The 23,673-nt window shown below is 71.8% G+C and carries 26 protein-coding genes; 21 read left to right on the top strand and 5 right to left on the bottom strand.

Going from position 1 to position 23,673, the window contains the following annotated elements; genetic code table 11:
* Positions 1-41 precede the first annotated feature (41 nt).
* The 5 genes from rplM to ABD743_RS16870 all read left to right on the top strand — a co-directional run bounded on the left by rplM (position 42) and on the right by ABD743_RS16870 (position 3,200).
* Positions 42-485, top strand: a complete 444-nt coding sequence (rplM, locus tag ABD743_RS16890) for a 50S ribosomal protein L13 (RefSeq protein ID WP_344723036.1) — start codon at positions 42-44, stop codon at positions 483-485.
* A gap of 173 nt (positions 486-658) precedes the next feature.
* On the top strand, positions 659-1,081 hold the full coding sequence (gene rpsI, locus ABD743_RS16885) for a 30S ribosomal protein S9 (RefSeq protein ID WP_344723227.1): 423 nt from the start codon (positions 659-661) through the stop codon (positions 1,079-1,081).
* A gap of 4 nt (positions 1,082-1,085) precedes the next feature.
* Entirely contained in the window at positions 1,086-2,429 is a 1,344-nt protein-coding gene (glmM, locus tag ABD743_RS16880) for a phosphoglucosamine mutase (RefSeq protein ID WP_344723035.1), read from the top strand.
* Between the two features lie 49 nt (positions 2,430-2,478).
* Positions 2,479-2,802, top strand: a complete 324-nt coding sequence (locus ABD743_RS16875; RefSeq protein WP_344723034.1) for a hypothetical protein — start codon at positions 2,479-2,481, stop codon at positions 2,800-2,802.
* Positions 2,799-3,200 carry a hypothetical protein gene (locus tag ABD743_RS16870; protein ID WP_344723033.1) on the top strand — a complete coding sequence of 134 codons (402 nt, stop codon included), beginning with the start codon at positions 2,799-2,801 and terminating at the stop codon, positions 3,198-3,200. Before ABD743_RS16875 ends, ABD743_RS16870 begins: the two co-directional genes overlap by 4 nt.
* Before the next feature lie 302 nt (positions 3,201-3,502).
* Here ABD743_RS16870 and ABD743_RS16865 read toward each other — a convergent pair whose 3' ends face one another.
* Both ABD743_RS16865 and ABD743_RS16860 read right to left on the bottom strand, forming a co-directional pair.
* Entirely contained in the window at positions 3,503-4,330 is an 828-nt protein-coding gene (locus ABD743_RS16865; protein ID WP_344723032.1) for a dienelactone hydrolase family protein, read from the bottom strand.
* Positions 4,331-4,430: 100 nt separating this feature from the next.
* Positions 4,431-4,601, bottom strand: coding sequence for a hypothetical protein (locus tag ABD743_RS16860; RefSeq protein WP_344723031.1), 171 nt, complete (start codon positions 4,599-4,601; stop codon positions 4,431-4,433).
* 207 nt (positions 4,602-4,808) lie between these two features.
* On the opposite strand from ABD743_RS16860, the gene ABD743_RS16855 reads away from it, so the two are divergent.
* From ABD743_RS16855 to ABD743_RS16815, 9 genes are all read left to right on the top strand, one after another.
* Positions 4,809-6,248: an NAD(P)H-hydrate dehydratase gene (locus ABD743_RS16855; protein ID WP_344723030.1), complete on the top strand. Its 1,440-nt coding sequence runs from the start codon at positions 4,809-4,811 to the stop codon at positions 6,246-6,248.
* A gap of 151 nt (positions 6,249-6,399) precedes the next feature.
* The gene (gene alr, locus ABD743_RS16850; RefSeq protein WP_344723226.1) at positions 6,400-7,548 is read left to right on the top strand and encodes an alanine racemase; all 1,149 of its coding nucleotides are present in this window, start codon (positions 6,400-6,402) and stop codon (positions 7,546-7,548) included.
* Complete coding sequence (locus ABD743_RS16845) at positions 7,545-8,648, top strand: alpha/beta fold hydrolase (protein WP_344723029.1); 1,104 nt, start codon at positions 7,545-7,547, stop codon at positions 8,646-8,648. The genes alr and ABD743_RS16845 overlap by 4 nt, the downstream gene beginning before the upstream one ends.
* Positions 8,645-9,115 (top strand): tRNA (adenosine(37)-N6)-threonylcarbamoyltransferase complex ATPase subunit type 1 TsaE, encoded by a 471-nt coding sequence (tsaE, locus tag ABD743_RS16840; RefSeq protein ID WP_379658883.1) that lies wholly within the window; start codon positions 8,645-8,647, stop codon positions 9,113-9,115. Before ABD743_RS16845 ends, tsaE begins: the two co-directional genes overlap by 4 nt.
* Complete coding sequence (locus ABD743_RS16835) at positions 9,112-9,828, top strand: HAD family hydrolase (protein WP_344723028.1); 717 nt, start codon at positions 9,112-9,114, stop codon at positions 9,826-9,828. Before tsaE ends, ABD743_RS16835 begins: the two co-directional genes overlap by 4 nt.
* A 74-nt stretch (positions 9,829-9,902) precedes the next feature.
* Entirely contained in the window at positions 9,903-10,601 is a 699-nt protein-coding gene (gene tsaB / locus ABD743_RS16830; protein WP_344723027.1) for a tRNA (adenosine(37)-N6)-threonylcarbamoyltransferase complex dimerization subunit type 1 TsaB, read from the top strand.
* Positions 10,598-11,065: a ribosomal protein S18-alanine N-acetyltransferase gene (rimI, locus tag ABD743_RS16825; protein ID WP_344723026.1), complete on the top strand. Its 468-nt coding sequence runs from the start codon at positions 10,598-10,600 to the stop codon at positions 11,063-11,065. The genes tsaB and rimI overlap by 4 nt, the downstream gene beginning before the upstream one ends.
* The gene (gene tsaD / locus ABD743_RS16820) at positions 11,062-12,099 is read left to right on the top strand and encodes a tRNA (adenosine(37)-N6)-threonylcarbamoyltransferase complex transferase subunit TsaD (RefSeq protein WP_344723025.1); all 1,038 of its coding nucleotides are present in this window, start codon (positions 11,062-11,064) and stop codon (positions 12,097-12,099) included. Before rimI ends, tsaD begins: the two co-directional genes overlap by 4 nt.
* A gap of 257 nt (positions 12,100-12,356) precedes the next feature.
* Positions 12,357-12,863, top strand: a complete 507-nt coding sequence (locus ABD743_RS16815) for a TQO small subunit DoxD (RefSeq protein ID WP_344723024.1) — start codon at positions 12,357-12,359, stop codon at positions 12,861-12,863.
* Between the two features lie 84 nt (positions 12,864-12,947).
* On the opposite strand, the gene ABD743_RS16810 is transcribed toward ABD743_RS16815, so the two are convergent.
* A complete protein-coding gene (locus ABD743_RS16810) occupies positions 12,948-13,877 on the bottom strand; it encodes an aldo/keto reductase (RefSeq protein WP_344723023.1) in 930 nt (309 codons plus the stop codon).
* 61 nt (positions 13,878-13,938) lie between these two features.
* Positions 13,939-15,489 (bottom strand): alkaline phosphatase D family protein, encoded by a 1,551-nt coding sequence (locus ABD743_RS16805; protein WP_344723224.1) that lies wholly within the window; start codon positions 15,487-15,489, stop codon positions 13,939-13,941.
* 485 nt (positions 15,490-15,974) lie between these two features.
* Here ABD743_RS16805 and groES point away from each other — a divergent pair, with 485 nt between their 5' ends.
* Positions 15,975-16,265: a co-chaperone GroES gene (gene groES / locus ABD743_RS16800; protein WP_013677399.1), complete on the top strand. Its 291-nt coding sequence runs from the start codon at positions 15,975-15,977 to the stop codon at positions 16,263-16,265.
* 93 nt (positions 16,266-16,358) lie between these two features.
* Complete coding sequence (groL, locus tag ABD743_RS16795) at positions 16,359-17,981, top strand: chaperonin GroEL (RefSeq protein ID WP_344723022.1); 1,623 nt, start codon at positions 16,359-16,361, stop codon at positions 17,979-17,981.
* 66 nt (positions 17,982-18,047) lie between these two features.
* On the opposite strand, the gene ABD743_RS16790 is transcribed toward groL, so the two are convergent.
* Positions 18,048-18,380 carry a WhiB family transcriptional regulator gene (locus ABD743_RS16790; protein ID WP_344723020.1) on the bottom strand — a complete coding sequence of 111 codons (333 nt, stop codon included), beginning with the start codon at positions 18,378-18,380 and terminating at the stop codon, positions 18,048-18,050.
* Between the two features lie 130 nt (positions 18,381-18,510).
* On the opposite strand from ABD743_RS16790, the gene ABD743_RS16785 reads away from it, so the two are divergent.
* From ABD743_RS16785 to ABD743_RS16765, 5 genes are all read left to right on the top strand, one after another.
* Positions 18,511-19,602, top strand: a complete 1,092-nt coding sequence (locus ABD743_RS16785) for a MerR family transcriptional regulator (protein WP_344723019.1) — start codon at positions 18,511-18,513, stop codon at positions 19,600-19,602.
* On the top strand, positions 19,599-20,618 hold the full coding sequence (locus ABD743_RS16780; protein WP_344723018.1) for a hypothetical protein: 1,020 nt from the start codon (positions 19,599-19,601) through the stop codon (positions 20,616-20,618). Before ABD743_RS16785 ends, ABD743_RS16780 begins: the two co-directional genes overlap by 4 nt.
* Positions 20,619-20,784: 166 nt before the next feature.
* Entirely contained in the window at positions 20,785-21,381 is a 597-nt protein-coding gene (locus tag ABD743_RS16775) for a response regulator transcription factor (protein ID WP_075942692.1), read from the top strand.
* 358 nt (positions 21,382-21,739) lie between these two features.
* Positions 21,740-22,312 (top strand): sigma-70 family RNA polymerase sigma factor, encoded by a 573-nt coding sequence (locus tag ABD743_RS16770; RefSeq protein ID WP_344723017.1) that lies wholly within the window; start codon positions 21,740-21,742, stop codon positions 22,310-22,312.
* Between the two features lie 87 nt (positions 22,313-22,399).
* Positions 22,400-23,647 (top strand): anti-sigma-D factor RsdA, encoded by a 1,248-nt coding sequence (locus ABD743_RS16765; protein ID WP_344723016.1) that lies wholly within the window; start codon positions 22,400-22,402, stop codon positions 23,645-23,647.
* The last annotated feature ends 26 nt before the right edge of the window (positions 23,648-23,673 follow it).

Genomic DNA, 23,673 nt, shown 5'->3' with positions numbered 1-23,673 from the left:
CCGAGCATTCGACGAGCACACGACAGCGACGAGGTAGGTCCGTGCCCACGTACAGCCCCAAGCCCGGCGAGATCACCCGCGCCTGGCACGTGATCGATGCTACGGACGTGGTGCTCGGCCGCCTCGCCACGCACGCCGCCACACTCCTGCGCGGCAAGCACAAGCCGACGTATGCCCCGCACATGGACACCGGTGACTTCGTCATCATCGTCAACGCGGAGAAGATCGCCGTCTCCGGCAACAAGCGGGACGACAAGTTCATCTACCGCCACAGCGGCTTCCCTGGTGGTCTCCGCCAGCGCTCGGTCGGCGAGATGATCGAGAAGCACCCCGACCGCCTCGTCGAGAAGGCGATCAAGGGCATGCTGCCGAAGAACCGCCTCGGCCGGGCCATGAGCAAGAAGCTGAAGGTCTACGCCGGGCCCGACCACCCGCACGCCGCGCAGCAGCCGGCCGCGTTCGAGATCACCCAGGTCGCGCAGTGACCACCGCAGAGAACGAAGAGGGACAGCCCGTGACCACCCCCCCGGAGCCCGGGAGCGAGGCCGCCGAGACGGCAGCCGCCGAGATCGAGGCCGTCGAGGAAGCCGCGCTCGCCGCGGACAACGCCGACGAGTACGACGTCGACTCCGAGGTCGAGGTCGAGGTCGACTCCGACATCGACGCGGTTCCCGCCATTCCGGCGGTATTCTCCGACCGGCCGATCCAGACCGTCGGCCGCCGCAAGGAGGCCGTCGTCCGCGTCCGGCTGGTGCCGGGCACCGGGGTGTTCCGCCTCAACGGCAAGTCGCTCGAGGAGTACTTCCCCAACAAGCTGCACCAGCAGCTGATCCGGGAGCCGCTCGTCACGGTCGAGAAGACCGAGCGCTTCGACATCTTCGCCAACCTCAACGGTGGTGGCACCTCGGGTCAGGCCGGCGCGCTGCGCCTGGCGGTCGCCCGTGCGCTGATCGAGGCCGACCCCGACGACCGCCCGCCGCTCAAGAAGGCCGGCTTCCTCACCCGTGACCCGCGCGTCATCGAGCGCAAGAAGTACGGCCTCAAGAAGGCCCGCAAGGCGCCTCAGTACAGCAAGCGCTGACCCATTGGGCGAGCGACGTCTGTTCGGTACCGACGGCGTTCGCGGACTGGCCAACGGCGACCTGCTCACTCCTGAGCTCGCTGTCGCGTTGTCCGCGTCCGCCGCACGGGTGCTCGCCGAACGGGACCGTTCCCACCGGCCGTTGGCCGTTGTCGGGCGGGATCCGCGGGCGAGCGGGGAGATGCTGGAAGCTGCGGTCGTCGCGGGCCTGACGTCGGCGGGAGCCGACGCGGTTCGCGTAGGGGTGCTACCCACCCCGGCGGTCGCCTTCCTGGTCGGGTCGCTCGGAGCCGACCTCGGTGTGATGATCTCCGCGTCGCACAATGCGATGCCGGACAACGGCATCAAGCTCTTCGCGGCGGGCGGCCACAAGCTCCCCGACGCGCTCGAGAGTGCGGTCGAGGAGGGCCTCGACACCCGCGGTGAGCGTCCGACCGGTGCGCGGATCGGCCGTGTCCACGACCTCGTCGACGCCGCTGATCGGTATCGCGACCACCTCATCGCCGCCACACCGGGCTCGCTCGCCGGGCTTCGCGTCGTCGTCGACTGTGCACACGGTGCCGCATCCGTCGTGGCGCCCGCGACGTACCGCAGGGCCGGGGCCGAGGTCGTCGCGGTGCACGCCGACCCGGACGGCCTCAACATCAACGACGGCGTCGGGTCCACCCACCTCGGGCCGCTCCAGAAGGCCGTTCGTGAGCACGCTGCCGATCTCGGTATCGCTCACGACGGGGATGCCGACCGCTGCCTGGCCGTCGACGCCACTGGCGCAGAGGTCGACGGCGACCAGATCATGGCCGTGCTCGCTCTCGCCATGCGCGAGGCCGGTGAGCTCACCCACGACACCCTCGTCACCACGGTGATGAGCAACCTCGGCCTGCACCTCACGATGCAGGAGGCGGGTATCGCGGTACGCACCACCCAGGTCGGCGACCGGTACGTCCTCGAGGAGCTGCGGACGGGCGGGTTCAGCCTCGGTGGCGAGCAGTCCGGGCACGTCGTGCTGCCGCAGCACTCCACCACCGGCGACGGCCTGCTCACCGCGCTGCGGCTGATGGCGCGGATGGCGGCCACCGGTTCGTCGCTCGCCGCGCTCACCTCGGTGGTGACGCCGCTGCCGCAGGTGCTGCGCAACGTGCAGGTGGCCGACAAGACCGCGGTCGCCGGCTCCGACGCGGTCCGTGAGGCCGTCGAGGCCGCGCAGGCGGAGCTGGGTGGCACCGGGCGCGTGCTGCTGCGTCCGTCCGGCACCGAGCAGTTGGTGCGGGTGATGGTCGAGGCGCCCACCGCAGAGGTCGCGGAGGCCGTCGCGCTGCGGCTGGCCGACGTCGTCGCCGCCGCGCACTGATTCTCCCGTTCCGCCCCGCCCTGCCGGATGGGTGCGGCACGATCGGCTCGTGCCGCCTGAGCTGCGCCTGCAACCCGATCGGCTGCGATCCCACGCGATCACGGCATCCGGCCTCTCCGAGGACCTGCGCGGGGTGCTGCCTCCATCTTCCGGCGACGTCACCGGCGGCCCGGCCCTCGTGGCCGAGCACGAACGGCTGCGCGCGGTCCTTCTCAGCGCCGTCCGCGAACTGGCCGAGCTCAGCGCGGCGCTCGCCGGTGCAGCGACCGTGTCGGCCGCCGCCGACGGTGCGGTCGCCGTGGCGATGCTCCGAATTCAGGACGCGCTCGGCGCCCCACGCCCCGCGTCGTCGTCCGGCGAGGAGTGGACATGAGCCGGCCGGTCCCACTGCCCGGTCCCGCCGACCTCGTCGATGTCGAGACCCTGTCCCGTACGGCGCGGTGGTGGGCTGAGCTCGGCGACGCTCTTGCCGACATGGGGCGGCGCGTCGGCCGGCTGTCCGAGCAGATCGGCCACGACTGGCCGGACGGCCGTGGCCTCGAGTGGGCGGAGCGGGTCGTGCGGCTGGGTCAGGAACTGGGCCGGGAGGCCGGATCGGCTGCCGAACTGGGCGAGGCGTACGCGCGACAGGCGGCCGATCCCGCCGGCGTGGGCCTGCCGTCCCCGCGGACTTCCGGGATGCGTCTCGGCGGCACGGAGGCGCAGCGCCCTGACAGCGAGCGAGGGATGCGCATCGCCCAATTCCCGCCGGAGGACCCGGAGACCGGCTGACCGCTCGTGTCCCGCCCGAGCCACCCCTTCGAGCAGCACGGATCTCCCCTTTTGCCTGCGCTAGTCGCCCGTCCCATCTGCCCGAACGGCCCCTTTCGGCTGCCAGAGTCGCGGCCCGCTGGGCCTGGGCGTCTCCGGCCGCATCGTCCTTGCGCGGGTCGGCCCGTCCGGTGGGGCACCGACTCCAGCTGTGCGAGTCGACCGTCCCGCCAGCGCGATTCGCATCGTTTGGGGGCCGCGAGTCGTTCCGGTGGGCGAGTTGCCAGTCCTGGTTGCGCGAGTTGCGGCCTGCCGGCGCTGGATCAGTGGCGGTCGGCGAGCGTGGTGCCGGGGACCTTCCCGTCGATGAGCATGTCGACGCGGTCCTCGTCGCACAGGTGGTGCAGCAGGAAGGCTGTGACCAGGGCGCGGGCGAGGCGGCGTGCCTTGGCGTCGGGGTTGCCCGAGAGCACGAAGTCGCTCCAGTGCACGCCCTCGAGGAACCCGGTGTGGGTGGCCTTGGAGAGCGTGCGCAACCAGACGGGTCCGCCTGCCGCCGCCGCGATGGGCTCTGCGTGCCCGGCGGCGGGCGCGACAGTGTCCCTGCCCGCGGCGAGGTGCAGTACGGGGATCGTGAGAGCACGGGCGGCGTCCAAGGCGGACGGCCGCGTCTGCGCGACCGCGATCGTGACGACGGCCCGGACGCGTGGCCGGTCCTGCGCCGCAAGCATCGCGATCCCGCCGCCGATCCCGTGACCGGCGAGTGCGGTGCGGCGGGAGTCCACGCTGATCCGTCCCTCGCCGAGCCGCACCCCGGCACACACGTCGAGCGTGGTGCGCAGGTCGGTGGCGAACCCGGCGTGGCTCGGCAACGGGCCGCGGTGGCTCGACGGGGCGGCCGCCACGATGCCCCAGGACGCGAGGTGCCGCAGCAGGTCGGCGTAGCGCTCGGCGGGCTGCAGCCAGTCGTGCCCGAACGCGACAGCGGGCAGCCCCAGCCCCTCCTCCGGCGCGAAGACGACGCCCGGGATGCCGACCATGCCGAGGTTGCCGCGCAGCACCTGGTGCGGCCCGGGCCGGGAGAGCTGTTCCAGCGCCTCCTTGGCGTTGCGCATCTCCGGTGGCCGGGCGAACGGGCGGGTCCGGGTCACAGCGCAGCACCGTAGTCCTAGCGACGTCGGGCGGGCGAACGCAACGCGGCGACGGCGCATCGTGCGAGCAACAACCGACGGTGCTCAGGTGCTTTCTCCGCTACTCGTCGCGGCGGCCGGGGATGCGTTCGGTGTCGTCGCCGGGTGCGTCGCGCCCGAGCCGGCGGTTGATCGCGTCGGCGCCTCGGACTCCGAGTAGGCAGCCGCCGACACCGGCGGGGATGGCGGCGAGGAACAGCAGGAAGTCGAGCCAGGTCCATGCGGGGAGCACCAACCCCCCGTCGCCCCCAGGCTGCGCCGCGTTACCACTACGGCACTGACCGGCGATTAACGCTGTCCGCAACGGGCGATTCACGGATCTGGCGAGTGGCCCACGACATCGGCGGTGTTCTCGCCCTCACGCCATCCTGACGCGGGTCGTCCGGCGCTCGTGCCCACCCGCGTCCTACGCTCCGGGCATGCCACCGAGAGATGGCCGATGAGGGGCGTCTGGACGGCCCAGCAGGTGCGGGAGTCGGAAGCCGTGCTCCTGGGCCGCACGGCCGAGGGCGCGCTCATGCGGCGCGCCGCGTTCGGGCTCGCGGTGCATGCACGCCGGATGCTCGCGCGGAGCGGGCAGGTGAGCGGCCGTCGGGTGGTGCTCCTCGTCGGCGCAGGCAACAACGGCGGGGACGCGCTCTGGGCCGGGGTGGAACTGCGCAGACGCGGCGTCGGCGTCACCGCGGTGCTGCTCGACGCGGCTCGTGCCCACCCCGAAGGTCTCGCCGCGCTGCGCCGCGCGGGGGGCCGTTTCGTGGACGTGGACGCCGGCCTGGTGGCCGCGCTCGGGGCCGACCTCGTGATCGACGGCATCGTCGGTATCTCCGGGCACGGGGCTCTGCGCGAGCCCGCGGCGCGCCTGGTCGCCGCGGTGGACCACGCCGGTGTGCCCGTGCTGGCCGTCGACCTGCCCAGCGGTGTGGACCCCGACACCGGCGCGGTCGACGGTCCCGCCGTCACGGCCACGGCGACCGTCACGTTCGGTGCGCTCAAGCCGGTGCATGTGCTCGCGGCCCACAGGTGTGGCGAGGTGCACCTGGTCGACATCGGGCTCGGCCCGCTGCTGCCCGAGCCGTACGCCGAGGTCCTCGGCCCGGCCGACGTCGCCGCTCGTTGGCCCGTTCCCGGCCCGGCGGACGACAAGTACACCCAGGGTGTCGTGGGTATCGCCGCCGGTTCGGCGACCTACCCCGGCGCTGCGGTGCTGTCCGCAGGGGCGGCCGCCCTCGCGACGAGCGGTATGGTCCGTTTCGCCGGGACCGCCGCGTCGCTCGTCCGGGACCAGTGGCCCGAGATCGTCGCGACCGAGTCGATCGTCGATGCGGGGCAGACCCAGGCGTGGGCCGTCGGGCCGGGCATCGGCACGGACGACGCCGGCTTTGCCGTGCTGTCCGAGGCCATCGGCCGCAACGTTCCACTCTGCATCGACGCCGACGGGATCTCCCTGCTCGCCCTGCACGCGGATCTCCGTGCGGCGCTGCGGGGGAGGCCGGTACTGATCACGCCGCACGACCGCGAGTTCGCGCGCATCGCGGGTGAGGTCGGCAGCGACCGGGTCGCGGCTGCCCGTCGGGCTTCGGCCGAACTGGGCATCACCGTGCTGCTCAAGGGCAACGCCACCGTGGTCGCCGACCCGGGTGGACGCGCGCTGGTACACCCGTCGACGTCCTCCTGGGCGGCGACCGCCGGTTCCGGAGACGTGCTCACCGGAATCACAGGTGCGCTGCTGGCTGCCGGGCTCGAGCCGTGGTGGGCGGCGGGATGCGCGACCCACGTGCACGGGCTCGCGTCCGAGCTGGCCGCGCGCGGCGCGCCGGCCCCGGCGTCGAGGCTGCAGGCGGCGATTCCGGCGGCGATCCGCGCGATCCGAGGTGTATGAGTTCGCACCGGCCCTCCGACGTCTCGCCGATCGGTGCCGGGCGGCTCGCCGGGTTGTCGGTGGCCGGGGGGATCTCGGCCGATCTGGGATCCGATCATCGCTCTGTCCGCGATGTGACGGTCATGGATGAGATGATGAGGACGTGGTCGATCTGCCCGGGAGCGCGCGTGCGGAGGCCGTCGTCGATCTCGACGCCATCCGGCACAACATCGAGGTGCTGCGCGCCGCCGCGGCTCCCGGCGCCGCGGTGATGGCCGTCGTGAAGTCGGATGGTTACGGCCACGGCGCCGTACCCGTCGGTCGCGCCGCCCTGGAGGCCGGGGCCACCTGGCTGGGCGTCTGCACCCTCGAGGAGGCCATGCAGCTGCGACACGGCGGGATCACCGCGCCGGTGCTGTGCTGGCTGCACCTCCCCGACGACGACTTCACCGAGTCGGTGGCCGCGGGAATCGACCTGTCGATCTCGTCGCGCCGCCATCTCGCCGGGGCGCTGGCCGGTGCGCGCCGCGCGGGGCGACCTGCCCGGTTGCACCTGAAGGTCGACACCGGGGCCACCCGTGGCGGCGCGCAGCCCGCCGACTGGCCCGATCTGCTCGACGATGCCACGAAGGCCGTTGCCGACGGGATCGCCGAGGTCGTCGCGGTCTGGTCCCACCTGGCGAATGCCGACGTCCCGGAGCACCCGAGCAACGACCTCCAGAAAGCTCGGCTCATCGCCGCGTGGCAGGGCGCCAAGGACCGTGGCCTGTCGCCGATCCGGCATCTCGCCAACTCCGCGGCCACGCTCACCCGGCCCGATATGCACTTCGATCTCGTGCGTCCCGGTATCGCCGTCTATGGGCTCGACCCGCTGGACCGCCAGCCGGCACGCAGCCCGTTGCGGCCCGCGATGACGCTCCGGTGCAAGGTGGCGCTGGTGAAGCGGGTACCGGCAGGGGAGGGCGTCTCCTACGGCCATGAATGGACCACACCGCGTGAGACCACTCTCGCGCTCCTCCCGATCGGCTACGCCGACGGCGTGCCTCGCAGGCTCGGGCGCGACGGGCGCATGCAGGTGCTGCTCGGTGGTGTGGTGCGGCCCGTCGTCGGGCGGGTGTCGATGGACCAGGTGGTGGTGGACTGCGGTGACGACCCGGTCCGGGAGGGGGAAGCCGCGGTGCTGTTCGGTCCCGGTGACCACGGCGAGCCGACCGCCCAGGACTGGGCCGATGAGCTAGGCACGATCCACTACGAGATCGTCACGGGAATCCACTGGCGCCGTGTCACCCGCACGGTGATCGGTGCCGGAGCGTCGTCGTGAACCGGGGGCAGATCTGGGGCACCGTCGCCGGCGCCGCGGGTGCGGCCGTCACAGGGGTCGCGGTCGGCGTGGCCGCACGCAAGCACTCGCAGATCGCCGCTGAGCGGCGCCGCCTCGCCACCCAACTCGCCGAGATCGAGCCAGGGCCCGCAAACGGGCCCAAGAGCGAGGCGTCCTCGGTCACCGCCGACGACGGTGTGCGGCTCTCCTGCGAGGAGATCGAGGCGCCGGGCGGCAACCCGTCGCTCACGGTCGTGCTCGTTCACGGCTTCGCCCTCGACCGGCGCACCTGGCACTTCCAGCGCCGGTCCCTCCCGATGCTCACCGACCCCGCCGTGCGGCTCGTGCTCTACGACCAGCGCAGCCACGGCCGATCCGAGCGGGCTCCGCGGGAGAGCTGCACGATCGAGCAACTCGGCCACGACCTCGACGCGGTCATCCGGGCGCTCGCACCCGAAGGGCCCCTCGTGCTCGTCGGCCACTCGATGGGCGGCATGACGATCATGGCGCTCGCGGAGCAGAACCCTGCGTTGTTCGCCGAACGTGTGGCCGGTGTGGCGCTGGTGTCTACGTCGGCGGGCGAGGTGGCCAGTGGTGGGCTCTCCGGCACGCTGCTGTCGCGCCACAACCCGCTCACCCGCGTTGTCGGACTGGCGGCCCGGCTCCAGCCGAAGCTCGTGGAGGGAGTCCGGAAGGCCGCGGGCGACGTGATCTGGGCGATCACGCGCAGCTTCGCCTACGGCGACCGCAACGTCGCGCCATGCCTGGTCGACCTCGTCGACGAGATGATCAGCGCCAACGCTGTCGACGCGCTCACCGACTTCGCCGACACGGTCGGCAGCCACAACCGGGTCGCCGCGCTGCCCGCCCTCGCCACCTGCGAGCTGCTCGTCGCGGCCGGCGACGCCGATCGCGTCATCCCGTTCTCCCACAGCGACGTGATCGCGGCGGAGCTGCCGGAGGTCACGCTCGTGCGGTTCGACGGGGTGGGGCATCTACCGATGCTGGAGCAGCCGGCAGCCATGGACGAGGCACTGGTCGACCTGCTGCGTCGCAGCGCGGTCCGGAGCGCACCCAACGGGCTGCGGCGGCGCGCATGACGCAGCAGGCGAAGGACCCGGTCGAGCTCGACGTCGAGATGGAGCTGCCGGGGGCCGCCGACACCGAGGAGCTCGGCGAGCGGCTGGCCGGCGGGCTCAAGGCAGGCGACCTGGTGGTGTTGTCCGGGCCGCTGGGGGCGGGCAAGACCGTCCTCGTCCGGGGCCTGGCGCGCGGGCTCGGCGTGGCCGGTCCGATCACGTCGCCGACGTTCGTGATCGCCCGTGAGCACCGTCCGCTCCCGGGTGGGGCGGGCGTACCGCTCGTGCACGTCGACGCCTACCGGCTCGGCGGCGCCGCGGAGCTGGACGACCTCGACCTCGACACCGACCTGGCGGAGGCGGTGGTAGCCGTCGAGTGGGGCGAGGGCGTGGCCGAGCGGCTCGCGGAGCGCCACCTGCTGGTGCGGATCACCCGCCGCCCCGACGACGTTCGGGTGGCGAGCGTCCACCGGGTGGAGGCGGCGTGATCGACACGGTCATCTTCGACTGGGGTGGAACGCTCACCCCATGGGCCACCGTCGACCATCTCGCCGGTTGGCGGCGCCTCGCCGACGTCCTACACGCCGACGACCCCGACCGCGCCGAGGTGTTCGCGGCAGCGCTCCTCGCCGCCGACGAGGCCCGCTGGATGACGGTGCGCGACGAGCACCGTGCGTTCACGCTGGCCCACGTGCTGGCCGACGCGGCCGACGGCGCCGACCACCCGCGCGAGCGGTACGAGGCCGCGCTGGAGGCGTACCGCGAGTACTGGGTGCAGTACACGGCCACCGACCCGGACGCGGCCCCGATGCTCGCCGCGTTGCGCGAGCGCGGTCTCAAGCTCGGGGTGCTGTCGTCCACGGCCTGGCCTCGGGAATGGCACGAGGAGCTCTTCCGCCGCGACGGCGTGCTGGATCTCTTCGACGCGTGCGTGTGGACCAGCGAGCTGCCCTGGACGAAGCCGCACCCCACCGCCTTCCACGCCGCCATGAGCGCCGTCGGGGCCACCGACCCCGGCCGCTGCGTGTACGTGGGCGACCGGCCCTACGACGACATCAGCGGGGCTAAAGGGGTGGGTATGCGTGCGGTGCTCGTGCCCCACTCGGACATCCCGGCCGTGCAGCACGTGGCGGTGGACGTGCAGCCCGACGGCGTGATCCAGCGCCTCGCCGACCTCCCGGAGTTGCTCGCCGACTGGTGAGCGTCGCTCCCGGCGCCACGGAGCCGGCCTGCCCCCTCCGACCGGCCTCGGAGGCACGCTCGTAGGCTCGACCTGTGCTCGTGCTAGCCCTGGACACTGCGACGCCCGCCGTCACGGCGGGCGTCGTCGAGCTGACGGGCAACGCCGTCGTCGAGCGATCCGTCCGGGTCGCGCACGACGCCCGCAAACACGCCGAGCTGCTCATGCCGGAGGTGCTGGGCGCCTGCGCCGACGCCGGCGTGGCGATGCGCGATGTCGACGCCGTGGTCACCGGCACCGGCCCCGGTCCGTTCACCGGCCTGCGGGTCGGCATGGTCACCGCCGCCGCGCTCGGTGACGCCCTCGGCATCCCGGTCCACGGCGTCTGCTCGCTGGACGCGATCGCCGCCGCGTCCCTCGCCGCGGGTCCCGTTCCGGACGGCCCCCTTCTCGTCGTCACCGATGCCCGTCGGCGTGAGGTCTACTGGGCGCTCTACGACGGCGAGGGCGGGCGCATCAGCGGCCCGCACGTCGAGACCCCCGCCGTGTTGACGGCCCGTGTCGACGGCTTGGGCGCCGTCGCCGCAGCGGGTGGCTCTGCTGCGCTCGTCGGCCTCCCCGAGTGGGAGCCGGCGTCACCCTCACCCGCCGGGCTGGTTGCGGTGGCGGCTCCTGCGCTGCACTCCGGGGTGCGTCCGGGCCCGCTCGAGCCGCTCTACCTGCGCCGACCCGACGCCGTGGAGCCCGGCGCGCGCAAGCGGGTGAGTGAACCCGCGGGTAGGAGCGCTGGATGACGGCCACCGTGCCTGCGATCGACGCGCTGCGCGAGGCTGACGCAGAGCGCTGCGCCGAGCTGGAGAAGCTCCTCTTCCCCGGCGACGACCCGTGGAGCGCGCCGGCGTTCCGTGAGGAGTTGCGCGCGGGCCACCATTACCTCGCCGCGCGCGACGGCGATCTGCTCGTGGGCTACGCGGGGCTCGCGTTCGTGGCCGGTCCACCGTTCGCGGAGGCGGAGATCCACACCATCGGAGTCGATCCGGCGTACCAGCGGCGCGGAATCGGGCGGGAGCTGCTGCGCGGACTGCTCGCGGTGGCCGACGCGGAGCGTGCCACGGTGTTCCTGGAGGTCCGCACCGACAACGACGCGGCCCGTCGGCTGTACGAGGACGAAGGATTCACGGTCGTCGGCCTGCGCAAGCGGTACTACCGGCCCAGCGGTGCCGACGCACACACGATGCGGCGGGAGCCGGCAGCATGATCGTTCTCGGAATCGAGACCTCCTGCGACGAGACGGGCGTCGGGGTGGTGCGCGCCGACCCGGACGGGAGCGTCACGCTCCTGGCCAACGAGGTGGCCTCCAGCGTGGAGGAGCACGCGCGCTTCGGTGGGGTCGTTCCCGAGGTCGCCTCGCGGGCGCACCTGCAGGCGATGGTGCCCGCTGTGCACCGCGCGCTCGCCACCGCCGGGGTGACCGGCCGCGACGTCGAGGCCGTGGCCGTCACAGCGGGTCCGGGGCTCACCGGAGCCCTGCTCGTCGGCGTCGCTGCCGCCAAGGCCTACGCCGCCGCGTGGGACGTCCCGCTGTACGGGGTCAACCATCTCGCCGCGCACGTCGCCGTCGACACGCTGCAGCACGGGCCCCTGCCGCCGTGCCTGGCGCTGCTGGTGTCCGGCGGGCACTCGAGCCTCCTCGACGTCCCCGATCTCGCCGGGCCGGTCACCCCGCTGGGGGCCACGATCGACGACGCTGCCGGTGAGGCGTTCGACAAGGTGGCGCGGTTGCTCGGCCTGCCGTTCCCCGGCGGTCCGCACATCGACCGCGTGGCCAGGGACGGCGACCGGGGGGCCGTGGCGTTCCCGCGCGGCCTCACCGGGCCCCGCGACGCCCCGTTCGACTTCTCGTTCTCGGGGCTCAAGACGGCTGTGGCGCGGCACGTCGAGGCGCTCGAACGGGCAGGCACGCCGGTGCCGGTCGCCGACGTGGCCGCGAGCTTCCAGGAGGCCGTGGTCGACGTCCTCACGGCGAAGGCCGTGCGGGCTGCCCGGGAGCGGGGGATGGACACGGTGCTGCTCGGGGGTGGGGTCGCCGCCAACTCCCGGCTGCGCGAGCTGGCGCAGGAACGCTGTGCCGCCGCCGGCATCGCGCTGCGGGTGCCCCGACCGGGGTTGTGCACCGACAACGGGGCCATGGTCGCCGCGCTGGGCGCGCACCTGCTCGTGGCGGGCGCACAGCCCTCGTCGCTGCAACTGCCGGCCGACTCGTCGCTCCCGGTGACCGAAGTTCTGGTCTGATCGCCAGGTTTTCGAACCCTTTCCGAATTGGTTCCAAACTTTCCGGATGCGGGTTTCCGTGCGGCCCGCCTGCCCGCATTTCTTACGGAACCGAGACATCCTGCGCGAATTGAGGGCGATGTAGATCCCATCGCCTTGACTCCCCGATCGTCCCAGCTACCGTTGGTCGTTCAATGATCAACAATCAGTGATGGGAGTCGGAAATGAGTGCGGCCCTCAATACCGACGATCTGCGTGGAACGCGGTCATACGTTCCGATGGATCGGTCCCTGCGTCGATTGCACGGCGCGGCGGTGGTGCGGATCCTCTTCGGCGTCCTCTGGGCGATAGACGCTGTTTTCAAATGGCTCCCCGGTTTTGTCGGCGGCCAGACCCTCGGTCACGAGCTCGATGAGTCGAAGGTCCCGGTCCCGGTGCTGCATCAGTGGGTGCAGATGTGGCACGGCGCTGCCTCGACGAGCCCGGGAGTGTTCGCCGTCGTCACCGCCATCGTCGAGTCGCTGATCGCAGTGGCCCTGATCCTCGGGTTCCTGTCGAATCTCACGTTCATCGTCACCGCCGTGTGGTCCTTCGGCATCTGGACCTCCGCGGAGCACCTGCACATGCCGTTCACGACGGGCATGACCGATCTCGGGCCGTCGATCGGCTACATCTTCGCCGCGCTCGCGTTGTTCTTCGCCGGGGCGGGAGCCACCTGGAGCGTGGACGCGGCGATCCGTCCGCGCCTGGGACGCCTCGCGCCCCTCGCCGGCTCGGCTGACTGACAACGGCCCACCGGCACTGCCGGGGCCGTGGCCGGCATCGCCGCCGGCCACGGACCATGCCGATCCGGTCCCGATCAGTCCCGATCAGTCGCTGACGTGGCGCAGCAGCCGCAGCTCGTCGTCGGTCAGGCGCAGCTCCAGCATCGGGAGCAGATCGGCCAGCTGCTCGGTGGTGCGGGCGCTGGCGATGGGAGCGGCCACGGTGGGCTGGTCGGCCAACCAGGCCAGAGAGACGGCGGCCACGGGCACGTTGTGACCGGCCGCGATCTCGTCGAGCACCGCCAGCACTCGCAGCCCACGGTCGTCCAGATACTCCCGTGCTCCCTCGGCGCGGACGCTCTCGACGGTGGTGTCCGGCCGGTACTTGCCGGTCAGGAAGCCCTTGGCCAGCCCGAAGTACGGCAGGCACGCCAGGTCCTGTTCGGCGAGCAGCGGCGCGAGGGACGCCTCGAAGTCGGCCCGCTCGAGCAGGTTGTAGTGCGGCTGCAGAGCGACGTAGCGCGTGAGCCCGTCGCGGTCGGAGATCTCCAACGCGGAGCGCAGCCGCTCGGCCGTGAAGTTGGACGCGCCGATCGCCCTGACCTTGCCCGCCCGGACCAGGCTGTCGAAGGCGTCGAGGGTCTCCTCCTGCGCGGTCTCCGGGTCGTCACGGTGTGCGTAGTAGAGGTCGATCCGGTCGGTCTGCAGCCGACGCAGCGAGTCCTCCACCGCCGCCGTGATGTTGGCGCGCGAGAGCCCCGGCCGCTCGGGCCACGAGCCGACCTTCGTGGCGATCACCATGTCGTCGCGGTTGCCGCGGGCGGCCAGCCACTCGCCGATGATCGTCTCGGACTCACCGCCCGAGTTGCCGGGCGCTCTCCACATGTACGAGTCGGCCGTGTCGACGAAGTTCCCGCCCGCCGCCACGTACGCATCGAGAACCGCGAACGAGGTGTCCCGGTCCGCCGACCAACCGAACACGTTGCCGCCCAGACATAGCCGGGTCACATCCAGGTCAGAGCCGATCTTCGCCATGCTTGCGACTCTACGACCGTGTGCGGATACGAGTGCCGCAGCACTCGTATCCGCACACAGTTCACGCCTTGTTCAGACCGGGCTTGCGGTCCTCCACCACGAACGTCCCCCGGGTCTCGACGGGGGCACCGGGCTGCTTCACGAAGGGCACGACGCGGAAGTCGGCGGTCACCTCGTTCTGCGTGAACCGCGTGCGCACGTAGCCGCGACGGTTGTTGTAGAAGCGGATGTGCGGGTTGTCGGCGAGCGTGTCCGCCGTGGTCGGGCTGGTCTCCGAGCCGTCTCCGCCCGACGTGATCGAGCTCGACACGAGCTCGGATCCGACGACGGGAGCCGCCGGGTCGTCGAAGCGCTGCTTGATGTCGGCCGCCCAGTGCGCGTGGACGTCACCGGTCAGCACCAGCAGGTTGCGCGCCTTCGCCGCGGTCCAGGAGTCCACCACGCGGTCGCGCGAACCCGGGTAGCCGTCCCAGGCGTCGGGGTTGAAGCCGCGCCCCGCGCCGGGCGTGAAGTCGACCTGGGAGAAGAACACCTGCTGGCCGAGCACGTCCCAGCGGGCCTGCGAGCGCCGGAACTCCTCGGCGATCCACTTCTCCTGCTGCGAGCCGGGCAGCGAGCGTGCCGGGTCGGTGCGGTCGGCGCAGTCGGTGTTGAACTTGTCGTCGCACGGCTGGTCGCCGCGGTACTGGCGGGTGTCGAGCATGTGGAAGCTCGCCATCCGGCCCCACGACACCGAGCGGTAGAGCCGCATGTCGATGCCCTTGGGCCGCTGGGCCTTGCGCAGCGGCATGTTCTCCCAGTACGCGCGCAGTGCCGCTTCCTGCCGGGCGAGGAAGTTCGGCTGCGGGGTCTCCGGGTGCTCCGGCACCTCGTCGGCCCAGTTGTTGTCGAGCTCGTGGTCGTCGAAGACGACGAGCCAGGGCGCGACGGCGTGGGCGGCCTGCAGGTCGGCGTCGGTCTTGTACTGCGCGTAGCGCTGCCGGTAGTTCCCGAGGGTCTCGGTCTCCGGGCCGACGTGGTCGCGCACGTTCCCGCCGGGGGCCTTGTAGTCGCCCGCGGCGTACTCGTACTGGTAGTCGCCCAGGTGCAGGATGAGCTCCGGCTCGTCCTCGGCGAGGCGGGCGTAGGCGGTGAAGTAGCCGTGCTCGTACTGCGAGCACGACGTGAAGCACATGGTCAGCTTCTGCATCGCCGACGCGGGCGGCGCGGTGCGGGTGCGGCCGGCAGGGGAGACGTCCTTCCCGGAGCGGAACCGGTAGAAGTACTCCCGTCCCGCCTTCAGGCCGGCCAGCTCGACGTGCACGCTGTGGCCCAGCTCCGAACCGGTGGTCTCGGTACCCCGGCGCACGATGTCCCGGAAGCCCTCGTCGGAGGCGAGCTCCCACTCGACGTCGGTCTTCCGGTCGCCCATCCCGCCGAGTCCGTCCTCGGCCAGTGGGTCGGGCGCGAGGCGCGTCCACAGCACCATCCCGTCCGGCGTGGGCTCCCCGGACGCGACGCCGAGCGTGAACGGGTTGCCCGCGGGAGCGGCTGCCGCCGACCCGGCGAACCCGGTGAGGAGGGTGCCGGGCACGGCGAGCACGGCGGAGGCGGTCAGCCCCGCCTTCAGCATGTTGCGCCGGCTGAAGCTGGAGTCACGCACCGATGTGGTGGGAGGTACGTCTGTGGTCACGGCGAGCAGGGTCGATCATCCCTTCGTGCGCCGGATGGCGCCGACGGCACCGGCCGGTGAACGGGAGGCGAGGTTTGCTCGTTCCGTACTGGTTCGTCCGGTCTACTCCTGCCCTCCGAATTTCGGCCCCTGCGCTGCTGGGTGCGCTCAGGGGGTCGCGCGGGGTCGGGACGTCGAACGCCTGACTTCAGTGCGATCACTCGCCTGTGACCAGCGATGACGTCATCGGGGGGATGCTGTTGTGGCTCACAGCTACCACTTCGTGTCATAGCGGGCACCGGCGTTGAGACGCTGGCACTCTCATGGGTAGAGTGCCAAACGCACGGCCAGGATGTTCCGGCACCCGCGACGACGGGACCTCCGATGGCTGTCGTCCCTGAACATGTAGGCGAAGGCACGTACCCCAGGAAGGGGAGGTCATCGGCGTGGCAAACATCAAGCCGCTCGAGGACAAGATCGTCGTCCAGGCCAGCGAGGCGGAGACCACGACCGCGTCCGGCATCGTCATTCCGGACACCGCCAAGGAGAAGCCCCAGGAGGGCAAGGTCCTGGCTGTCGGACCGGGTCGGATCGATGACAACGGCAACCGCGTTCCGCTGGACGTCGCTGTCGGCGACGTCGTCATCTACTCGAAGTACGGCGGCACCGAGGTCAAGTACAACGGCGAGGAGTACCTCATCCTCTCCGCGCGTGACGTCCTCGCGGTCGTCAACTGACGCAGGCAGTTCTGTAGCCGCCGCCCCGGTGGTCCCTCGACCGAGCGGGCCACCGGGGCGGCGCTGTTTCCGGAGAACCAAGAGAGGCAGGACATGCCGAAGCAGATCAGCTTCGACGAGGCGGCGCGGCGCTCGCTCGAGCGCGGAGTGAACCAGCTGGCCGACGCGGTCAAGGTGACCCTCGGCCCGCGTGGCCGTCACGTCGTGCTGGACAAGAAGTTCGGTGGGCCGACCGTCACCAACGACGGCGTCACCATCGCGCGCGAGATCGACCTCGAAGACCCGTTCGAGAACCTGGGCGCCCAGCTCGCGAAGACCGTCGCCACCAAGACCAACGACGTCGCCGGTGACGGCACGACCACCGCCACCGTGCTCGCCCAGGCCATGGTGGCCGCCGGCCTGCGCAACGTGGCTGCCGGTGCCAACCCGACCGCGCTGGGTCGTGGCATCTCCGCCGCCGCCGACAAGGTCGCCGAGGTCCTCAAAGCCAAGGCGATCCCGGTCGACGACAAGGAGCACATCGCGCAGGTCGGCACGATCGCCTCTCGTGAGGCCGAGATCGGCAACCTGATCAGCGAGGCGCTCAAGACCGTCGGCAAGGACGGCGTGATCACCATCGAGGAGGGCTCCACGCTCGCCACCGAGCTGGAGATCACCGAGGGCCTGCAGTTCGACAAGGGCTACCTCTCGCCGTACTTCGTCACCGACGCGGAGTCGATGGAGGGCGTGCTGGAGGACCCCTACGTCCTGCTGCACCGCGAGAAGATCAGCGCGATCGCCGACCTGCTCCCGCTGCTGGAGAAGGTGCTCGCCGACGGCAAGCCGCTGCTGATCGTCGCGGAGGACGTCGAGGGCGAGGCGCTGTCCACGCTGGTCGTCAACTCGATCCGCAAGACGATCAAGGTCGTCGCGGTCAAGTCGCCGTTCTTCGGTGACCGCCGCAAGGCCTTCATGGACGACCTCGCCGTCGCCACCGGCGGCACGGTCATCAACCCGGAGGTCGGGCTCAAGCTGTCCGAGGCCGGGCTGGACCTGCTGGGCAAGGTGCGCCGCGCCGTCATCACGAAGGACGCCACCACCCTCGTCGAGGGCGCTGGTTCGAAGGAGGCCATCGAGGGGCGCATCGCGCAGCTCAAGGCCGAGATCGAGGCCACCGACTCGGACTGGGACCGCGAGAAGCTGCAGGAGCGGTTGGCGAAGCTCTCCGGCGGTGTCGCCGTCATCAAGGTCGGCGCCGCCACCGAGACCGCGCTCAAGGAGCGCAAGCACCGCATCGAGGACGCGGTGTCGGCCACCCGGGCCGCGGTCGAGGAGGGCATCGTCCCCGGTGGGGGCGCTTCGCTGGTGCACGCGGCCGCTGAGCTCGAGGGCGGCCTCGGACTGACCGGCGACGAGGCCACCGGTGTGGCGGTCGTCCGCCGGGCGCTCACGGCCCCGCTGTACTGGATCGCCGCCAACGGCGGCCTCGAGGGCGCGGTCGTGATCGGCAAGGTCGCCGACCTGGAGTGGGGCCACGGCTTCAACGCTGCCACCCTGACCTATGGCGACCTCATGGCCGACGGGGTCGTCGACCCCGTCAAGGTCACGCGGTCCGCGGTGGTCAACGCCGCGTCGATCGCCCGGATGGTGCTCACCACGGAGAGCGCTGTCGTCGACAAGCCGGAGCCGCCGGAGCCCGCCGCCGCGGGTGGCCACGGCCACGGCCACGGGCACTGACCCACCTGGTACGCCGGAACGGCGGGCCGCCCCGGTGAGGGGCGGCCCGCCGTTTGTCGTTGTGTCTCAGTTCGCGGGACTGTGCCTGCGGCGGGAGCGCTCGCCGGGCATCCGCAGCCTCCGGTCGCGACCGCGGATGATCTCTTCGCGCTCGGACTCCGACAGGCCACCCCAGACGCCGTAGGGCTCATGTGCGTTCAGCGCGTGCCGGCGGCACTGTTCGAGGACGGGGCACTGGTGGCAGACCATCTTCGCCCGCGCTTCGCGGTTGGCCCGTGCCGGTCCGCGTTCTCCTTCGGGGTGGAAGAAGAACGCGCTGTCCATCCCGCGGCACGCACCGCGCATCTGCCATTCCCAGATCTCCGTGACCGGGAGCGGAAGCCGTCGGGTGTCAGCCACGTCACTCACCTCGCCCTGTTCCCACGCTCATCTTCGACGCAAGTGATGTGCCCATGGTAGACCGCGTCAAACGTTGTTCAATAGCCAATCTCGGCTTGCCTCGCCCCGCTGGGGCCAGCACGATGAGCGCGTGCAGCCTGAAGCGCGGCCTCCGGCACCCGATGCTGCAGAGCCGTGGCTGAGCGTGGCCGCCGCGGCGCGCAGGCTCGGTGTCGCACCGGCCACGCTCCGCACCTGGGACCGTCGCTACGGGATCGGCCCCACCGAGCACACCCCTGGCCGCCACCGCCGCTACTCCGCGGAGGACCTCGCCCGCCTCGAGCTCATGCAGCGCGCGCTGGTGCGGGGGGTGTCTCCCGCGGACGCCGCGGCGTACGCGATGGCAGCCGCCGTGGGGTCTCCTCCCGGCGTCGCACTCGCCGCTGTGGCGGGTGACGGCGGGGCGCCGGCCCAGCCACCCCGCGGCCACAGCGGGCAGCGTCGCGACGACGACGGCGGCAATGACAACAGCTGCGGCGGCAACGGCGGCAACGACGACAACGGCGACAACGGCGATGACGACCCCGGCCGCGTCCGCGTGGGCGGTCGGGTGCTGCGCCTCCCGGGCGCCGGACGGGCGGCCCGGGGCCTGGGGCGTGCCGCGCTCGCACTCGACGCCCCCACGGTCTACAGGCTGTTGGAGGAGGCCGTCGCCACGGCCGGTGCCGAGTCCGCGTGGGACGACGTCGTCCGGCCCGTCCTCGCCGCGATCGGCGAGAGATGGGCGCACAGCGGGACCGGCGTCGAGATCGAGCATCTCGTCAGCGAGTGCGTCCATCCCGTCTTCGGGGCCCGCGCTGCCGCACTCCGGCCCACAGCTCCCGACGCGCGTCCGATACTGCTGGGCGCGATGCCCGGCGAGCTGCACACGCTGCCATTGGTGGCGCTCTCCGCCGCCCTGGCCGAACGGGGCGTGGTCTGCCGGGGTCTCGGCGCGAACGTGCCTCGGGAGGCGCTCGTGGCGGCGATCCGGCGTACGGCGCCCGTCGCCGTCGTGCTGTGGGCCCAGCTACCCGACACGGCCGACGCGGACGTGCTGGAATCGCTGCCCCGTACCAGGCCGCGGTACCGCACGTTCGTCGCCGGACCGGGCTGGGACGGCGTCGAGCTGCCCGAGCGGATCGGGCGTCTGCCGTCGCTGCGCGCGGCGACCGCGACGATCGGCGACGCGGTGCTGGTGTGACCACGGTGGCAGCGCCGCCCCATCTCGCGGCGGTGGCCTTCGGTGCCGAGCCCGGTGCACCGGTTCGGGTCCGGTCCGGCGCAACGGCTCTCGAACGCTGGTACGTGGCGGTGGCCCTCGGTGGACAGGGGCGCTACGGCGCTGCGGCCGCCGTTCTGGAGCCCCTGCTGACACGGCCGGGTGTCCCGGTGGCGGTGGCGGCGCACGCGGCCGTCACCCTTGCGGCCCATCGCCGTCAGCTCGGCGGGCACGTCGCCGCCCGCCCGTACGACGCGCTGGGTCTGCGTCTGGCCTGCTCCGTTCGGGACGACCCGCACGGTCTCGCGCTCGCGGCGCGGGTCGATGCGCTGGTCGGGTTGGCCGCCGATGCGGTCGGCACCGCCGCGCCGGATACCGCGAAACGCCTGCTCTACAGAGCGAACGAGCTACTCGAAAGAGCGAATGCGCAGGTCACGGTTAACGATGGCGGTGACCACTCCGACTGCGCTGCCGTGGGGGACGAGGCGCGCAGCAACTGGTCGTGGCGGCCGTCCGTCCGGCTGGGATGGGTGCGCGCCGAGTTGGCGCTGGCCTGCGGCGACGCCGCAGGCGCCGTCGAGCCGGCACGGTCGGCCCTCGGGCTGGCGCGTGTCTCGGGATCGATTCGTCACGTGCTCAAGTCCCGGATCGTGCTTGCGGTCGCTGAAGCGGTCGCCGGTGCGAGTTCGACAAAGGCTGTCGCGGAGCTCGATGCGGCGGCGGAGTCGGCCGGTCAATATCGACTGCTCCCACTCGTGTGGCCGGCACGACTGGCTGCAGCTGATCTTCTCGAGCACGGCGTCACAGTGGCGCTGGACGCAAACGACGGTGTTACCAAGATCTCTCAGAAAGCGGTGAGCGACAGGGTCGACGGCGCGGCACGCCGACGACACGCCGCGCTCGCCACGTTGAGCGTCATTCAGCAGCGCGCAGACCCGATCGGTAGGCGCCTGCTGGGGGAGTCGTACCGGGTACCTGCTCCACCCCCGGTAATGTAATTAGTCCATTCGGTCTTACGTCACCCACATGACCAGTGCCACTCGGCGCAACTCTCCCGAATGGAGGGCACAAACCGGCCCTGATCGTGTCAAGGTGAGCCTGTCTCCCGCCGATGAGGGGGGTGACACATCACCCGGCTGCAGGAAGCTGCAGGAAGGAATCGTCGTGACGACGGTACTCATCTGCGACGATCGTCGCAGCGTCCGCGAAGGCCTGACCCGCGTGATGTCCGCGGTGCCGGGGGTGCACCGGATCGATTGCGTTGCGCATGGGGACGAACTGCTGGCCCGGTTCTCCCGGCAGCCGGTGGACGTGGTCCTGGTCGGCACCCAGCGGGCGGTGCCCACGGGTGTCGAGGCCACGCGGCGGCTGGTCGCCGCCCACCCGCAGGCGAACGTGATCGTGTTCGGAGCCCCCGACGACGCGGGCAGCATCGCCGCCGCCATCGCGGGCGGCGCCCGGGGTTACCTCCGTTGGGACGCGTCGCGTCCGGAATTGGTGGCCGCACTCGCGCACACCCTGGCGAGCACGGCCGTGCCCACACCGCGGGCACCCACCGATCCCGGAGTCCAGCTCACCGAGCGCGAGCTGCAGGTGCTGCGCGGCATGAGCCAGGGCAAGAGCAATGGCCAGATCGGACGAGAGCTCTACCTCTCCGAGGACACGGTCAAGACCCACGCTCGGCGGCTGTTCCGCAAGCTCGGGGTCCGCGACCGCGCTCAGGCGGTTGCCCACGGCTTCCGCCGAGGCCTCGTCTCCTGAGCGTTCCGACCGGCCCTGCTGTCCTGGTGACCGGTGCCCCTCCACGTACTTCGCACTTCCCCGGACGCGTATCCGGGTCGACCGAGCGGGCGACGTGGCTGCCTACGCGCAGCCACGCGCCCTTCGTTGCGGTGATCTCTCCCGCGGCGTCGCAGACCGCCATTCGGGTGGTTCTGTCCTGAGCATGAATCGCCGGGCATCCCGGCGCGTCTCCTCCCTCGGGAGGATCCCATCCCGAACCGTCACCCGCCTTCGCTACGGTGGTCGGCACTGAGGACACGGTTGAGCACTGTCCGTGATGAGCCTCACGAACGGATGATGACGAACATGTTCAGTAACGCCCGGGCGACTGTGTGCGATGAGTGAGACGACAGACGTTCCCGACGAGCTGGTGAGCCGTGCCATGGCCGGCGATCCAGAGTCCGTCGGGCGCTTGATCGCCATCATCCGGCCCATGGTCGTGCGCTATTGCCGAGCGCGGCTCGGCCGGATGGACCGATCATCGGTCTCGGCCGATGATGTCGCGCAGGAGGTGTGTTTGGCCGTGCTCACGGCCTTGCCCGGGTACCGAGTCCAGGGCCGTCCGTTCCTAGCGTTCGTCTATGGCATCGCGTCACACAAAGTAATCGACGCGCACCGCGCCGCAACGCGGAACCGTTCCGAACCAGTCGCGGACGTGCCTGACTCGGTCGAGTCCGCGGACGGCCCGGAACAGCGTGTGCTTCGCGTCGAGCTCTCCGACGAGATGGGTCGGTTGCTCGACACGCTCCCCGAGAAACAGCGAGAGATACTTGTGCTGCGCGTGGTGGTCGGGCTGTCCGCCGAGGAGACGGCGGAGGCTGTCGGTTCCACCCCGGGCGCTGTCCGTGTGGCCCAGCACCGGGCGCTGTCCCGCCTGCGCAAGTCGATGCCAGAGGAGGAGGTGGTGTGAGTGCGTGACGATACATACGGCCCCGGTCGGAATCCGTTCGAACACCGCCGCCCGCGCCACAGCAGCAACGGGCATCGGCCCGCCCATATGCAGACGCGTCCGGTCCCGCTCGACGAGATCGGCGAACCGGTCGACCTCGTCGCCGTCCAGGCCGACGACGAGCTGATCAACGCTTTGGCCGCCGGCATGACGGTGAGCTCCCCAGGACGCTCCGGCTACGGCGCCGACGACCGCGTCGCCGCGATCCTGGCCGCATGGAAGGCCGACGTCGACGTCGACCCGATCCCCGAACTCATCGACACCGACACCGCCGTGGCCACCGTCCGGGCCGCCCGGCGACCGGGCCGTCGAGCGCGGCACCTCGCCCCGGTGGCCGCCGCCGCGGCTTTCGTCGTGCTGGCCATCGGCGCCGTCTCGGTCGGCTCCTACAACGCGCAGCCCGATGACGCGTTGTGGGGTGTGTCGAAGGTGCTCTACAGCCAACGGGCGGAGTCGGTCGAGGCCGCGGTCCGTGTCGAGGCGCGCATCACCAAGGCCAAGGAGGCGCTCGTCGCAGGCCAGCCCGTGGCCGCGGCGCAGGAGCTCCAACAGGCACGGGCCGACCTCTCCGTCGTGCGCCCCGAGGAGGGGCGCAACGAGCTCACACAGGTGCAGGAGTTCCTCGTCGCCAAGGCGGCGGAGACCCCCAACGGCACGCCGACCGACCCCGGCACCCCGCTTTCCACGCAACCGTCCCGCCCGGTGCCGCCCGGTGCCGCGATCCAGCGGCCCGGCAGGTCCAGCAGTACGGAACCGCCACAGCCGTCCGGCACGCAGGTTCCGCCCTCGTCGGCATCGGTTCTTCAGGGAGTCCCGGCCTCGCCGGATTCGGGAAGTTCCACCGCGCCTTCGGGGGAGAGCTCGTCGCGTGACCCCCGCCACCAACGAGGCGGTCCGGGGTCCGGCGGTCCCGGCGACAGTTCGAGCCCCGACCCGAGGCGGCAGCAGCTGTCGCCCGCCTCGCCCGGCGGCCCATCGGGATTGCCCTCGAACCCGGCCAGCGCCACGACGGCCCCGCCGCCGAGCCGCGACCCGGGCGCCCCGAACAGCCCGGAGACCACCACCCGCCCACAGACGCCCCCGGCCACCGCCGAGGGCGACCCGCAGGGCTCGAGCTCCACTCGGCCGGGGCAGAGCACCGGTGGTTCGACCAGCTCCACCCAGAGCATGGGCGGCGCACCCAGCCCCGACCGCGGCCCGGACGGGCAGCACACCGCAAGCCGCGGTGAGGGCGGGCTCACGGGCACCACGGCGGCCGGTTCCGATTCGGAACCGCCCACCAGCACCGTCAGCTGAGACCGGAAACGGCGACGGCCCCCGAT

This window comes from Pseudonocardia yunnanensis (assembly GCF_039534065.1).
GTDB lineage: Bacteria > Actinomycetota > Actinomycetes > Mycobacteriales > Pseudonocardiaceae > Pseudonocardia > Pseudonocardia yunnanensis.
The sequence above is the reverse complement of the archived record's forward strand: the minus strand, read 5'-3'. Positions and strand labels throughout refer to the sequence as shown.